Source organism: Roseomonas sp. E05 (assembly GCF_030063475.1).
GTDB lineage: Bacteria > Pseudomonadota > Alphaproteobacteria > Acetobacterales > Acetobacteraceae > Pseudoroseomonas.
This window is the reverse complement of the sequence record NZ_JASIRT010000016.1, coordinates 60181-74751: the sequence shown is the minus strand read 5'-3', so window position 1 is coordinate 74751 and position 14571 is coordinate 60181. Positions and strand designations below refer to the sequence as shown.

At 70.4% G+C, this 14571-nt stretch carries 11 protein-coding genes; 4 read left to right on the top strand and 7 right to left on the bottom strand.

Features of this window, described 5'->3' with window-relative positions:
• Window positions 1-2: 2 nt before the first annotated feature.
• The 3 genes from rnr (at window position 3) to rpmG (ending at window position 4129) form a co-directional block, all read left to right on the top strand.
• Window positions 3-2249 (top strand): ribonuclease R, encoded by a 2247-nt coding sequence (gene rnr, locus QMO56_RS16305; RefSeq protein WP_283527355.1) that lies wholly within the window; start codon window positions 3-5, stop codon window positions 2247-2249.
• A 41-nt stretch (window positions 2250-2290) separates the two neighbouring features.
• Complete coding sequence (locus tag QMO56_RS16300) at window positions 2291-3826, top strand: S41 family peptidase (RefSeq protein ID WP_283527353.1); 1536 nt, start codon at window positions 2291-2293, stop codon at window positions 3824-3826.
• A gap of 135 nt (window positions 3827-3961) precedes the next feature.
• Window positions 3962-4129, top strand: coding sequence for a 50S ribosomal protein L33 (rpmG, locus tag QMO56_RS16295; protein WP_007002299.1), 168 nt, complete (start codon window positions 3962-3964; stop codon window positions 4127-4129).
• Window positions 4130-4212: 83 nt separating this feature from the next.
• On the opposite strand, the gene QMO56_RS16290 is transcribed toward rpmG, so the two are convergent.
• The 5 genes from QMO56_RS16290 to argB all read right to left on the bottom strand — a co-directional run bounded on the left by QMO56_RS16290 (window position 4213) and on the right by argB (window position 9816).
• The gene (locus QMO56_RS16290; protein WP_283527347.1) at window positions 4213-5595 is read right to left on the bottom strand and encodes a PleD family two-component system response regulator; all 1383 of its coding nucleotides are present in this window, start codon (window positions 5593-5595) and stop codon (window positions 4213-4215) included.
• A gap of 721 nt (window positions 5596-6316) precedes the next feature.
• Window positions 6317-6787: a hypothetical protein gene (locus QMO56_RS16285; RefSeq protein ID WP_283527346.1), complete on the bottom strand. Its 471-nt coding sequence runs from the start codon at window positions 6785-6787 to the stop codon at window positions 6317-6319.
• An 83-nt stretch (window positions 6788-6870) separates the two neighbouring features.
• Window positions 6871-7998 carry a succinyl-diaminopimelate desuccinylase gene (gene dapE / locus QMO56_RS16280; RefSeq protein ID WP_283527344.1) on the bottom strand — a complete coding sequence of 376 codons (1128 nt, stop codon included), beginning with the start codon at window positions 7996-7998 and terminating at the stop codon, window positions 6871-6873.
• A 5-nt stretch (window positions 7999-8003) separates the two neighbouring features.
• Window positions 8004-8831: a 2,3,4,5-tetrahydropyridine-2,6-dicarboxylate N-succinyltransferase gene (gene dapD, locus QMO56_RS16275; RefSeq protein WP_283527343.1), complete on the bottom strand. Its 828-nt coding sequence runs from the start codon at window positions 8829-8831 to the stop codon at window positions 8004-8006.
• A gap of 100 nt (window positions 8832-8931) precedes the next feature.
• Window positions 8932-9816 (bottom strand): acetylglutamate kinase, encoded by an 885-nt coding sequence (argB, locus tag QMO56_RS16270; RefSeq protein WP_283527341.1) that lies wholly within the window; start codon window positions 9814-9816, stop codon window positions 8932-8934.
• A 162-nt stretch (window positions 9817-9978) separates the two neighbouring features.
• Here argB and QMO56_RS16265 point away from each other — a divergent pair, with 162 nt between their 5' ends.
• Window positions 9979-12105 (top strand): hypothetical protein, encoded by a 2127-nt coding sequence (locus QMO56_RS16265; RefSeq protein ID WP_283527339.1) that lies wholly within the window; start codon window positions 9979-9981, stop codon window positions 12103-12105.
• A 12-nt stretch (window positions 12106-12117) separates the two neighbouring features.
• On the opposite strand, the gene yihA is transcribed toward QMO56_RS16265, so the two are convergent.
• Complete coding sequence (gene yihA / locus QMO56_RS16260; RefSeq protein WP_283527337.1) at window positions 12118-12789, bottom strand: ribosome biogenesis GTP-binding protein YihA/YsxC; 672 nt, start codon at window positions 12787-12789, stop codon at window positions 12118-12120.
• Entirely contained in the window at window positions 12786-14558 is a 1773-nt protein-coding gene (gene yidC, locus QMO56_RS16255; RefSeq protein WP_283527335.1) for a membrane protein insertase YidC, read from the bottom strand. Before yidC ends, yihA begins: the two co-directional genes overlap by 4 nt.
• Between the last annotated feature and the right edge of the window lie 13 nt (window positions 14559-14571).

The window sequence follows — 14571 nt, the reverse complement described above, 5'->3', positions numbered from 1 at the left end:
CCATGGCAGGGCGCCCCGACGAACCGGGCGCGAAAGGGCCAGGGGATGCGTCGCCGGGCCCAGCCATCCTGCCTACCCGCGAGGCGTTGCGCCGCTTCATCCGGGAGGCGCCGGGGCGGGTCGGCAAGAGCGAGATCTCCCGCCATTTCGGGCTGACCGCCGAGCAGCGCCCCGCCCTGCGGGCGCTGCTGAGGGAACTGGAGCACGAGGGCGCGCTGCAGCGCGCCGGCGGCCGGCAGGTGCGGGAGAGCGGCAAGCTGCCGGACATGGCGGTCGTCGAGGTCTCCGGCACCGATCCGGATGGCGATCCCCTGGCCCGCCCGGTCGGCTGGGAAGGGCCCGGGCGCCCTCCCCTGGTCTATATGCGGCCCGAGCGGCCGGGGCAGCCTGCCCTCGCCTATGGCGAGCGGGTGCTGGCCCGGCTGCGGCCGATCGGGGCGGGAAAGTATGAGGGGCGCACCTTCAAGCGCCTGGGCAGCGGCGGGCCGTCGCGCATCCTCGGCGTCTATCAGGACGGGCGGCTGCTGCCGACGAGCAAGCGCGAGAAGGCCGACTGGGTGATCCCCGCCGGGGAAGCCGGCGGCGCCGAGGACGGCGAACTGGTCCTGGCCGAGCCGCTGCCCGGCCGTGCGCTCGGCCTCCGCCCGGCCCGCATCGTCGAGCGTCTGGGCCGGATGGACGCTCCGCGCGCCGTGTCGGTCCTGTGCATCCACGCCCATGGCATCCCCGATCATTTCCCCGCCGAGGCGGTGCAGGAGGCCGAGGCGGCGCAGCCCGTCGCGCTGCAGGGCCGCGAGGACCTGCGCGAGGTCCCCCTCGTCACCATCGACGGCGAGGACGCCCGCGACTTCGACGACGCCGTCTGGGCCGAGCCGCTCGGCGAGGGCTGGCGGGTGCTGGTCGCCATCGCCGACGTGGCGCACTACGTCCAGCCCGGCGGCGCGCTGGACCAGGCGGCCGGCCAGCGCGGCAACAGCGTCTATTTCCCGGACCGCGTGGTGCCGATGCTGCCGGAGGCCCTTTCCAACGGGTTGTGCAGCCTGCGGCCGGGCGAGAATCGCGGCTGCCTCTTCGTCGAGATGCGCTTCGATGCCCAGGGCCAGAAGTCGGGCCATCGCTTCGGCCGCGGGCTGATGCGCTCCGCCGCGCGGCTCACCTACGAGCAGGTCCAGGCCGCCTGGGAAGGGACGGCCGGCACGCCCGTGCCGCCGCAGCAGGTCGCGCATCTCTTTGGCGCCTTCCGCTGCCTTCTCTCGGCGCGGGAACGGCGCGGCACGCTGGATCTCGACCTGCCCGAACGCCGCGTGCTGATGGACGAGCAGGGCCAGGTCCGCGACGTCATCCCCCGCCTGAAGCTCGACGCCCACCGGCTGATCGAGGAGTTCATGGTGGCCGCCAATGTCTGCGCCGCCGAGGAACTGGAGCGGCGCCGCCAGCCCCTGCTCTACCGCGTGCATGACCGCCCCTCCGACGAGAAGCTGGAAGCCCTGCGGCAGTTCCTCGACTCCATGGAGCTGGATCTCCCGGCCGCCGGCGAGCTGCGCCCCCGCCACTTCGCGCAGGTGCTGGAGCGCGTGCGTGGCCGCCCCGAGGAGCGGCTGGTGCATGAGACGGTGCTGCGCGCCCAGTCGCAGGCGGCCTACAGCCCGGAGAACATCGGCCATTTCGGCCTCGCCCTGCCGCGCTACGCCCATTTCACCAGCCCGATCCGCCGCTATGCCGATCTCGTCGTGCACCGGGCGCTGATCCGCGGACTCGGGCTTGGAACGGCCGACGCCCTGCGCGAGGAGGAGGCGGAGCGTCTGCCCGACACCGCCGAGCACATCACCCGCACCGAGCGGCGCGCCGCCGCCGCCGAGCGCGAGGCCGTGGAGCGCTACCTGGCCAGCCACATGGCGTCCCGCGTCGGCAGCATGTTCGACGCGCGCATTTCGGGCGTGACACGCTTCGGCCTGTTCGTCACGGTGACGACGAATGGTGCGAGCGGACTCGTGCCGCTGGCCTCCCTGCCGGACGATCAATGGACTCACGAGGAAGCCGCCTATCGGCTTTCCGGCCGCTACACGCGCCTGTCCTTCGCGCTGGGTCAGGCGGTGGAGGTGCGGCTGGCCGAAGTCATGCCGCTGACGGGCGGCATGCTGTTCCACCTCCTGCAGGGCAGTCCGCCCGCCGGCGGCGGCCGCCGCGCCCGCCTGCGGCGCCTTCCGGCAGCTTCCCCGCCCCGGGGGGCGCGAGGCGCGCCACGCTGAGGCGCCTCCCTCCTCCCTGCCTGCCCGCGCTGGCACGGCTGGTGCTGGCGGCCCTGATCCTCGCGCTCGCCCTGCCCGCCATGGCCTTCGCCCAGCCGGAGGGCGGCTTTTCCCGTGCGCGGGTCCGGGCGGTCCTGGAGGAGGCCTTCACGGCCATTCTCGAGCGGCATCTTGAGGCCGCGGCGCCCGCCGACCTCGCGCTGTGGTCCCTGCGCGGCCTTGGCGCGGTGGACCCGCAGCTCTCTGCCCAGGTCGAGGGCGGCCTGCTGTCGCTGAGCCTGGGCGCCAGGCGGCTCGGCACGCAGCCGGCACCCGGGGTCGCGCAGGCCGCGATGGCCGCCCGCCGGGGCATCCACCCGCCGCCCGCCGCCGAGGCACTGGCCGAGACCCTCTCGCAGTTCTACGCCAGCGCCTGGACGGCCTCGGCGCTCCTGCGCGCGGCGGGTGTCGAGCGCATGCTGCAGGCCGGCTTCGACGAAGTCTTCAACCACCTGGACCCCTACAGCCGCTACATCACCGCCGAGGAGGCCTGGCAGGCCCGGCAGCGGCGCGTGGGGCAGACCGGGCTCGGCCTGCGCATCGCGGCCGGCGCGCGCAACAGCGTGGTCGTGGTGGCGCTGGCCGCGGAGAGCGCGGCCAGCCATGCCGGCCTGCGGGAAGGGGATGTCCTGCTCGCCATCGACGGCATCCCGGTTTCCGCCCGGCGCCTCGTCGAGGCGGCGGAGCTGCTGGAAGGCCTGCCGGACACGGATGTCCGGCTGGAGGTGCGGCGCGGCCGCCAGCGCTTCTCCGTCACCCTGCGGCGGCTCAGCCAGGCGCTGCCGAGCCTGCGCGCCGAGATGCAGGACAACATCCTGTGGGTGCGGCTGAGCCTGTTCTCCGCAGCCACCACCCGCCAGCTCGCCGATGCGCTGAATGCCAGCCTCGCCCTCAGCACCCCCTCCCGCGGCGTTGTGCTCGACCTGCGTGGCAATCGCGGCGGCCTGCTGATGCAGGCCATGAGCGTTGCTGATGCCTTCCTGACCGGGGGCGTGGTGGCGCAGAGTGCCGGCCGTCACCCCGATGCGCAGCGCATCTGGCGCGCCGAGGGCAGCGACCTCGCGCAGGGCCGTCCGGTGGTGATTCTGGTGGATGGTCGCACCGCCTCGGCCGCCGAGATCGCCGCGGCGGCCCTCTCGGACCAGCGGCGTGCCGTGGTGGTCGGCAGCGCCACATTGGGCAAAGGGCTCATCCAGATCGTCATTCCCCTGCCGAACGGGGCGGAGGTGCTGATTTCCTGGTCACGCGTGCTGGCCCCCCGCGGATGGCCGGTGCAGGGGCTCGGGGTGATCCCGGAGGTCTGCACCAGCCTCGGGCTGGACGCCACGCGCGGGGAACTGCAGCAGCTCGGCCAGGGGGTTGCGCCGATGGGCGCAGTCCTGGCCCGCGCCCGCCAGGCGCGCGCGCCGGTACCGGCCAGCGAGGTCGCCGCCCTGCGCTCTGCCTGCCCGCCGGCCGAAGGGCGCACGCTGGATCAGGAGGTCGCCCAGTTCCTGATCGACAATCCCATTGCCTACGAGGCGGCGCTGGCTCCCTGAAAGCTTGGGCTGCGCCGCAGGTTGGACTTGACTGGAGCGGCGGGTCGACTAGGTTGCGCCTCTCACGCCGCACCCGGGTGCGCGGCCCCGTGCTGCCCGGCTTGAGGTACCAGTTGGTGCCCACGGAACAACGTCATGGCCAAGTCGAACACCATTCTCATCAAGCTCGTCAGCACGGCTGACACCGGTTACTTCTATGTGACCAAGAAGAACACGCGCAACACGACCGGCAAGCTGGAGATGCGCAAGTACGATCCGGTTGCCCGGAAGCACGTTGCGTTCCGCGAATCCAAGATCAAGTAAGCCGGCGCCCCCACAGGACGCCGCAAGGGCCGCGCCTCACATCAGGCGCGGCTTTTTTTTGTGCCCGCCGTCACGCCCAGCCGTCAAGCTACGTCGGCCGGGCGGCGCTCCCAATCCTCGCAGCCGGCGATCTCCACCCGGTTCCGGCCATTCGCCTTGGCGCGGTAGAGCGCCGCATCGGCGGCGCGGAGCAGCATGGACAGGCTTTCGCCACTCTGCGCCAGGGCGACACCGATGCTGGTGGTAACGTGCAGCGGGGTTCCCTGCTCCGTCGGCACCGGCTGGCCGGCGATCGTGGCCCGCAGCCGCTCCGCCACCTGCATGGCCTCTTCCTGGGTGGTGCCGCCCATGGCGACGACGAACTCCTCGCCTCCAAAGCGGGCGGCGACATCCACGCTGCGCAGATGCTCCTTCAGGCGGGCCGCCACCTCCTTCAGCACCAGATCACCCACCGCATGGCCATGCGTGTCGTTCACGGCCTTGAAGCGGTCCACGTCCAGCAGGAGCAGCGCGACCTGTCCGGCCCGCAGCAGTCCTTCCAGATGGCGTGTCACGTAGCGGCGGTTGCGCAGGCCGGTCAGGCTGTCGGTGACCGCCATTTCCAGGGAGCGGTCCAGATCCGCCCTCAGGCGCTCCTGGTAGCGCTTCCGCCGCACCTGGTTGCGCAGCCGCGCCCGCAGCTCGTTCGGGTCGATGGGGCGGAGGACATGATCGCTGGCGCCCAGGTCGAAGCCCCGCAGCACCTGCGCGCGCTGGTCGGCATCGGCGATCAGGAGCAGCGGGAGGTCGCGGGTGGCCGCCTGGGCGCGCAGCCGTGAGGTGAGGCGCAGCCCGTCACCGCCTTCCAGGGAGAGGCTGAGCAGTGCCACGTCGTAGCCGCCCTGGCTGAGTTCCTTCCAGGCCTCCGCCCCGCTGGGCGTGATATGCAGCGCCACCCCTTCGGCGGAGAGCACGCTGCTGAGCAGTTCCGCCTCGTTCACATCCTCGGTCGCCAGCAGGACTGCGGCCCCGATGAGGCTTTCGCTGGGCGGGGTCTGCGGAATGACGCCGAGATCCTGCGCTGTCTCGGCGCGCAGGCGAAAGGCATCGAGCACCTGCTTCATGCGCTGGAGGGCACGCAGCCGGGCGAAGAGGGTCAGATGGTCGACCGGTTTGGAGAGAAAGTCGTCGGCCCCCGCCTCCAGCCCACGCACCCGCTCGGCGGGGTCCACCAGGGCCGTCACCATCACGACGGGAATATGCGCCGTTTCGGGGTTGGCCTTCAGGCGCCGGCAGACCTCGTAGCCGTCCATGCCAGGCATCATGACGTCCAGGAGGATGATGTCGGGCAGCCATTCCTCGGCGCAGGCCAGTGCCTCAGGCCCGGAGGATGCGAGCGCAACGTCGTAGTACTCGGCGTTCAGCCGAGCCTCCAGAAGCCGCAGGTTGGCGGCAATGTCGTCGACGACAAGGATGCGCGCGCTCATGCCTACTGCTTCTCTTCAGGCCACAGAACGCCCGTTCGTGGCCCGGCAGGGCCAGAAACCCGTGAAAGCTCGAACAAGACCTCTGCAGCCAAGCGCTTTGAAGGGCGACAGGACCGCTCTCGGCTCCTGCTTGCCGTCGGAAGGCTTCTTCCGCAGCAGCGTCTCGCATGTCCCATCCGTCACGCCCACCACATCATCCGGATCATGTGTCGCGGCGCACAGCGCATGTGGCCAACTTAGCGCGTCCGGAACAGCAGTCTAATACCATAATGGTTAATGTAATGAGTATCGGGTGGCGCTCCGATTGAGCGCTCGGCAAGGGCTGCATTAACCTGAAGGAGGACGGGCTGAGCCGGGCCGGCGGCCGGTGTGGCTACTCCAGCATTGCAGCCCTGGCGCAGAGCCATGTGGCATGCCCCCTTTGTGCAGCCGGATAAATCAATCAGGTGGAGCCACGGCCACCTAACCTGACCAATGCGGCTCCTGCAAGCAAGCGGAAAGCGGCGTGGAAGCCGCATCATCCATCGCCTTACGGCGTCCCCTGGAAGGAAAGGGATGGGGGGCTCCGCTCGGGCCGAACCGCCTGATCGGCCGAAGGCGCGCGCAGGAGCAGCGCCCTGAAGCAGGCTTCCTCCTGCCGCTGCGCAGGCACGACGCTGGAGCAGATGCCGTTCCGGTGGCATCATCGGAACGGGTGAAGATGCTCGCCAAAACAAACGCACTAGGAGCGCGACAGGTCCGTCACCACCCCGGAGAGCAGGAGGCTGACCACCAGGTCCAGCACCACGAAGCCAAGGGCCGCCATTCCGCCGACCTGCAGGGTACACTTCGCCGTGAACCATTGCAGCCAGAGCGCATAGCCGATGCCGGCGACGCTGACGACCTCCTGCACCCAGGCCGGCAGCGGCGACACGGCAAAGAGCGTGATGATCAGCATGATCAGATACTGGAGGAGGTTGGTCCAGTTCCAGGCCGCCACCAGTCGCGGCCAGAGCGCTTCGCGCCCCATCGAGCGGCAGACCGCCAGGGCGGCCAGCGCATAGGCGGGCCAGCCGGTGATGTAGCCCGCCAGTTCGGCCGCTGCGGCGCGCGGGCTCGCGGCGAAGGAGGGGTCGAGCACCAGGAAGATCGGCAGGCACAGCACGGCCACCCAGAAGGAGCGGCCCGCCCCCTCCAGCGTTGCTGGCAGCAAGGCTGCTCCTTCGGCGCGGCCGCGGGCCAGCAGCAGGATGCCCCGGAAGCCGGCGAAAAGCTCCGCGATCGTGTAGGCGGGCGTCAGGCGTGTGGCTCCTGCGCCAGGAGGGTTTCGATCACCCGTGCATACAGCTCCGCCAGCGCCCGCAGCTCGGCGACGGGCGTGGACTCATCCGCCTTGTGCATGGTGGCGCCGACCGCCCCGAGCTCCGCGACCGGACAGTACTGCGCGACGAAGCGGGCATCGGAGGTGCCGCCACCGGTGTCGAGGCGGGGCTCGGTGCCGGTGGCCTGGCGCGTGGCGGCCACCAGGGCCTCCACGAAGGGGCCCGGCTCGGTCAGGAAGGATTCCCCCGAGCAGGAGACCGCAAGGTCGTACTGCGCCGCCTCGGCCTCCAGCGCCGCGCGCAGATGCGCGGTCAGCGAGCGGCTCGAATGCAGGTCGTTGAAGCGGATGTTCAGCTTCGCGCGCGCCGCACCGGGGATGACATTGGTCGCCGGATTGCCGACGTCGAAGCTCGTCACCTGCAGGGTCGAGGGCTCGAACCAGGGGCTGCCCGCGTCCAGCGGCTCGGCGGTAAGCCGGTGCAGCACCCGCACCAGGCGGTGCACGGGATTGTCGGCCCGCTGCGGATAGGCGCTGTGGCCCTGGATGCCGTGCAGGGTGATCTCGGCGTTCAGGCTGCCGCGCCGGCCGATCTTGATGGTGTCGCCCAGCACGGCCTTGCTGGTGGGCTCGCCCACCAGGCACATGTCCGGCCGGTGGCCGTTCTGCGCCATCCACTCCAGCACCTTCACGGTGCCGTCGATGGCGGGCCCCTCCTCATCCCCGGTGATCAGCAGCGAGAGGCTGCCGGGCAGGTCGCGCGGCAGGCTGGCGATGGCGGCGATCCAGGCGGCGATGCCGCCCTTCATGTCGGTCGCGCCGCGGCCATAGACCAGCCCGTCCCGGAGCTGGGCGCCAAACGGGTCGGCGCTCCAGCCTGCGGGATCGCCGGGCGGCACCACGTCGGTGTGCCCGGCGAAGCAGAGATGCGGCCCCCGGCTGCCGCGCCGGGCGAAGAGGTTCTCCACCTCACCGAAGCGCAGCCGGGTGCAGGTGAAGCCGAGCGGAACCAGCGCCGCCTCCAGCACGCCCAGCGCACCGGCCTCCGCCGGGGTGACGCTGGGGCAGCGGATCAGTTCCTGCAGGAGGGGCAAGGGGTCCATGGTACTCAGTCGCGCAGCAGTTCGTTGATCGAGGTCTTCTCGCGCGTGCGGGCATCCACCCGCTTGACGATGACCGCGCAGTAGAGGCTCGGCCCCGGCGTGCCGTCCGGCAGGGGCTTGCCTGGCAGGCTGCCCGGCACCACCACGGAATAAGGCGGCACCTGCCCGACGAAGACCTCACCCGTGCTGCGGTCCACGATCTTGGTCGAGGCGCCGAGGAAGACGCCCATGGAAAGCACGCTCCCCTCACCCACGATGACGCCTTCCGCCACCTCGGAGCGCGCGCCGATGAAGCAGTTGTCCCCGATCACCACGGGGTTGGCCTGCAGCGGCTCCAGCACGCCGCCGATGCCGGCGCCACCGGAGATGTGGCAGTTCCTGCCGATCTGGGCGCAGGAGCCGATGGTCGCCCAGGTGTCCACCATGGTGTTGGCGTCCACATAGGCGCCGAGATTGACGAAGGAGGGCATCAGCACCACGCCCGGCGCGATATAGGCCGAGCGGCGCACCACCGCGCCCGGCACGGCGCGGAAGCCGGCCTCGCGGAAGCGGTTCTCGCCCCAGTCCTTGAACTTCAGCGGAACCTTGTCATAGGCGCCGAGGCCGACCTCCATCGGCGCGCTGTCCTCCAGGCGGAAGGAGAGCAGCACCGCCTGCTTGAGCCACTGGTTGACCTTCCAGCCGCCCTGCCCGTCCGGCTCCGCCACGCGCGCCTTGCCGGAATCCAGCAGTTCCAGCGCCGCTTCAATCGCCTCCCGCTCGGCGCCCTTGGTCGCGGGGGAAAGCTCGGCGCGGCGGCCCCAGAGCCCTTCGATGGTGGCGGCAAGATCCATGGCAGAGGTCCCGATCGGCAGGAAGAATGGTGCTGCCGGTATCGGAGGGGTGCGGGGCGGTGTCAACGGCGCCCTCCCACCCCCCTGGCCCCGCCCGGCCTCAGGGGCGGATCAGCGTGCCGGCGCCGCCATTGGTGAACAGCTCGATCAGCACGGCATGCGGCACCCGCCCGTCCACGATGACCGCCCCCTTCACACCCTTCTCGATGGCATAGATGCAGGTCTCGACCTTCGGGATCATGCCGCCCGAGATCCAGCCCTCGGCGATGCCCGCGCGGGCATCGGCGACGCTCATCTCGGGGATCAGCGTCTTATCGGCGCCCAGCACGCCCGGCACGTCGGTCAGCATCAGCAGACGGGAGGCGCTCAGCGCCCCGGCAACGGCGCCGGCCGCGGTATCGGCATTGATGTTGTAGGTCTGCCCGTCCGCCCCGGCGCCGACCGGTGCGATCACCGGCACGATGTCGGCGGCGATCAGCAGCTCGACCAGCTGCGGGTCCACATGCTCCGGCTCGCCGACGAAGCCCAGGTCCAGCACCTTCTCGACGTTGCTGTCCGGGTCGCGATAGGTGCGGGTCAGCTTCTTCGCCCGGATCAGCCCGCCATCCTTGCCGGAGATGCCCACCGCGATGGCGCCGGCGCGGGTGATGCAGTCGGCCACCTGCTTGTTGACGGTGCCGGAGAGCACCATCTCGACCACGTCCACCATCTGCGCGTCGGTCACGCGCAGGCCGTTGACGAAGGTGGACTGCACGTTGAGCCGCTTCAGCATGGCGTTGATCTGCGGCCCGCCGCCATGCACGACCACCGGGTTCACGCCCATCTGCTCCAGCAGGGCGATGTCCCGCCCGAAGCGCAGCGCGCTCTCCTCCTCGCCCATGGCGTGGCCGCCATACTTCACCACGACGATCTGCTCATCATAGCGCTTCAGGAAAGGGAGCGCGGCGGCGAGGATCTCCATCTGGTTGCGCGCGTCCTCGGTCATGGACATCCCTTCCCGCTTCAAGCTGCGTCGGCGCGTCTAGGGGGCGCGCCCGCGGGGGTCAAGAGGGACCGCCGGCCCACCCCATGGCCGGGTTGAGCTCAGGGGTAGGCCCGCAACCTTCCGGCATGGTATCAAGGCGCTCCAGGATGGAGCCTCGAACACGTGCCGACACCCCCTCGCAACACCGCCGCCGAGATCCTCAAGGAACTGACGGACCTGCAGCAGGGCGCCCCCTCCATCGACTGGCGGCGCGAGCGGCCGCACCCCGAAGCCCCGGAGCTGCGGGCGGCGATTGACCGCCTCGCCCATGTGAACGGCTTCACCTTGGCGGAATGGGTGGAGGCGCGAGCGCGCGTGCACCTCCTCCAGGTCTCCGCGCTGGATGCCCTGGCCGCCCTCGCCCAGCTGCCGGAATGCAATGCCGCGCTGGAGGACTTCGCCTATACCCAGATCCTCAACATTGCCAATGCCTGGGACCAGATCCGCACCCGCCTGGCGAGCACCGCCCCGGCGGCTGAGGTGAACGCGGCGCGCAGCCGCGCGGAGCGCATCCTCCGCAACCTCGTGCTGCGGTTTCCCGAGGAGGAGCGGGCGATGCTTGGCCTTCTGCAGTTCATGCGCAAGGCTTCGGGCATTCCCTCCACCCTCGCCTATCTCGGCCGCGCTTGCAGCCGCTCAGCCAGCCCAGGCGTGGCCAGCTTCTATTTCGACCTGCTGATCGAGCGTCTGGAACGGACGCCCAACGCGGAAGCCGTCGAGGGCGCTGAGCAGATCCCGATCGCCGTACCGGCGGCGGCCTTCCCCAGCCTGGACCGCTTCCGTTTCGAGCGGGCGGTGCATCTCGCCTCGCTCCGCTGGAACGCCCATCTGGGCGAAGGCTTCGGCGACGATGCGCTGCGGGCCGCCCTGGCCAAGGCCAGCGATGTCCGCCCCGGCACGGTGCTGGAGGAGATCCTGGGCCGCGTGGCGCTCCTGCGGCCGCGCGAGGCGACCGAAACCCTGCTGGCGCTGACCCGCATCCCCATGCTGTGGAAGTCGGCGGCGCCGGAGATGGAGGCGGTACGTTTCCGCCTCTTGGAGCATCTCTGGGAAGTGGCTGAGGCGTTGCCGGACAATGGCGGCAACCTGCTCTCCCGCGTGCTGCACGCGCTGCTCAGCTACCTGCCGCAGACCATCCGCTACTGGGAGGAGCCGCAGCTGCGGCTGCGCATGACGGAGCTGATGCAGCGGCGTGGCGCGTTGATCCACCCGCATGCCCGCGCCAACTACATCGCGCAGGCGGCCTTCGGCTCCGGCCAGGTGGACCTCGCGACGGAGAACTTCGCCCTCGCGACGGAGCTGCTCTCCACGGGCTATGGCCATCCCTCCTACCTCGACTACCGCGCCGTCGGCCGGATCGACGCGGAATTCACCGAAGACGAGGCGCCGCTGGCCTCCACCCCCTTCCGGTTCGAGATCCTGCACCGCACGGCCGACCCCGGCGCCCGGGCACGGCGGGACCAGCTGCCGCTCATCATGACCTCGGCGAATGTCGGCTACGTCCGCTCCTTCCTCAGCTTCTACGCGCGCGGGCTGGCCGCCCATGCCGAGGAAGGGCGGCTGCATCTGCATCTCGTGGGCGAGCGTGCGGAGATCGAGAAGGAGCTCGCCGAGCTGCGCGCCATTTTGCCCGGCTTCGATGTGACGCTCTCCAGCGAGCCGGTCACGCTGGACCGCGCCTACTACTTCGCCTCGGCCCGCTTCATCCAGGCCGCGCGCATCATGGACCTGCTGGAAGGTCCGCTCATCCTGACGGATATCGACCTCGCCTGGCGGATGGCCCCCGAAGCGTTCCTGCAGAGCCTGCGGCCGGACTACGACGTCGCCGTCCGGGGCTTCGACGCGGTGCGCCGCCAGGTCTCGGCGCCGGATGGCGGGCAGATCATCCTCCGCTACGCATACGTCCGGCCCTGGGTCGGCATCGCGGCGGACATTGTCGTCTTCGCCAATACGGCCGCCGCACGGCGGTTCGCTGAGCTGCTGCGGCGCGTGACGGCGACGCATTTGCAGGCCTGCGGCCACATCCGCAACAGCCATTGGGGGATCGACCAGAACATCACCACCGCCGTCTACACCTGGACGGTGCGGGCGGCCCCGGAGACGGTCTTCGCCAATGTGGAGGATGCCGGCTTCCCCTTCCACAAGCTGATGCCGCCAAAGGATCCGGCGCTGCGCCGGCCCAGGGGCGCCCACTGGATCAGCTACCCCGAGCTGGAGCGGAACGAGGCGCCGCAGGCCGCCCCCGCCTGAGGGGCGGTCGCCCTATGGCGCGGCGGGCTCGGCCAGCGAGGCCAGCTCGGCGCGCAGTTCGGGGATGCCCAACCCCGTCTCGCTGCTGGTGGTGATCACCAGCGGGTGGGCGGCGGTGTACTTCTTGACCAGCGCCGCCGCCTCCTTCTGCCGCTGCTCCAGCCAGCCGGGCTTGGTGTCGTCCGCCTTGGTCAGCACGATCTGGAAGGCCACGGCGGCCTCGGAGAGCAGTTCCATGGCCGCCCGGTCGCTCGCCTTGGTCTCGATGCGGGCGTCGAGCAGCAGCACCACGCGGCGCAGGTTCGGGCGGCCGCGGAGGAAGTTGAACATCAACCCCTGCCAGTCCTCCTTCACGCTGCGGGCGGCCTGGGCATAGCCGTAGCCCGGCATGTCCACCAGCACCAGGCGGCCGCCCAGCTCGAAGAAGTTCAGCTGCTTGGTCCGGCCCGGGGTGTTGGAGACGCGGGCCAGGCTGTTCTGCCCGGTCAGCGCGTTCACCAACGAGGATTTGCCGACATTGGAGCGCCCGCAGAGGGCGATCTCCGGCAGCCGGGGCTCCGGCAGCTGGTCGATCCGCTGCGCGGCGAAGATGAACTGGCAGGGGCGCGCGAACAGCAGGCGCCCCTGCTCGATCAGGGAGGCGCGCTCCTCCTCGTCGCGCGCCTCCAGCAGGCCGCCGCTCACCCCTTGGCCTTTGCGGTGGTCTTCTTCAGCGCCTGCTCCTCGCGCCGGGCCGCCCGGTCGTGCCGCATGATGTAGGACTGCTGAAGAATGGAGAGCAGGTTGTTCCAGGACCAGTAGATCACCAGCCCGGCCGGGAAGCTGGCCAGCATGAAGGTGAAGATGATCGGCATGAAGGTAAAGATCTTGGCCTGCACCGGGTCCGGCGGCGTCGGGTTGAGACGCTGCTGGAAGAACATGGTGAGGCCCATGATGATCGCCCAGATCGGCATGTGCAGCAGGTGCGGCGGCTCCCACGGGATCAGGCCGAACAGGGTGAAGAGGTTCGTCGGGTCGGGCGCCGAGAGGTCGTGGATCCAGCCGAAGAAGGGCGCATGCCGCATCTCGATGGTGACGAACAGCACCTTGTACAGCGCGAAGAAGACCGGCACCTGGATCAGCATCGGCAGGCAGCCGGAGGCCGGGTTCACCTTCTCCGTCCGGTAGAGCGCCATCATCTCGGACTGCGCCTTGGCCGGGTCCTCCTTATAGCGCTCGCGGATCTCCTGCATCTTGGGCGCCAGCGCCTTCATCCGCGCCATGGACTTGTAGGCCTTGTTGGCCAGCGGGAAGAACAGCGCCTTCAGCACCACCGTGGCCACCAGGATGGCGATGCCGAAGTTACCGAGCAGCCGGTACAGGAAGTCGAGCGCGTAGAAGAAGGGCTTGGTCAGGAAGTAGAACCAGCCGAAGTCGATCGCCTTGTCGAAATCGGTGATGCCGAGGTTCGACTGGTAGGCGTCCAGCAGGTGCACCTCCTTGGCGCCCGCGAAGACGCGGGTGGCGAGCGCGCCGGTCGCGCCGGGCGCCACGCTCTGCGGCGCGGGGGTCGCGAAGTCCACCTGCCAGCGGTCCTGGCCGCCCTCGGCGGCGTGGCGCCAGGTGGCGTGCAGCGGCTGCGCGGCGTCCACCGGCGCGATGGCGGAGAGCCAGTACTTGTCGGTGAAGCCGGCCCAGCCGCCGGTGGTGTCCTGCTCGAGCGCGACGCCCTTCTTGCCCTCGCCCTCGGCTTCGCCCTTGGCCGCCTTGTAGGTCTGCTCCTGGAGGCGGCCGCCCAGCACGCCGACGAAGCCCTCATGCAGGATGTAGTAGCCGGCGACATGGGGCGTCGCCTCGCGGCGCACGCGCACCCAGGGCAGCACCTGCACGGCGTCGCCACCGTTGTTGATGACCCGTTGCTCGGCATTGAACATGAAGTTGCGGTCGAGGCTGAGCAGGATCTGGAAGGTCTGGCCCTGGCCATTGTCCCAGGAGAGCGTCACCGGGCTGTCCGGGCTCAGCGGGCCGCCGCTGGCGGTCCAGTCGGTGTCGGCATCCGGCACGCGGGTGCGGCCATCCGCCGCCGACCAGCCCCACTGGGTGAAGTAGGGCTGCACCTCGTCGCGCGGGGCGAACATACGCACCAGCGGCGAGTTGGGCGCGGTCGTCTCGCGGTAGTCCTTCAGCACCAGGTCATCCAGCCGGGCGCCGCGCAGCAGCAGGCTGCCGGACAGGCGGGGGCTCTCGATCTTCAGGCGCTGTGCCGGCGGGCGGCTGGCTTCCGGCGCCGCCGCGGCAGTCGTGGCCGCGCCGGGACTACCAGGTGCAACCGGGGCGGCGGGCGTCGGGGCCTGCTGTGCCACGGCAGGCGGCGGCGGCTCGGCCGGCGGGGTGGTTTCGCGTTTCCACAAGTCGAAGGCCAGCAGGATGCCGATCGAGAGTGCAATCGCAGCGAGGAGTCGCTTCTGGTCCATCGGATCCCGTGCC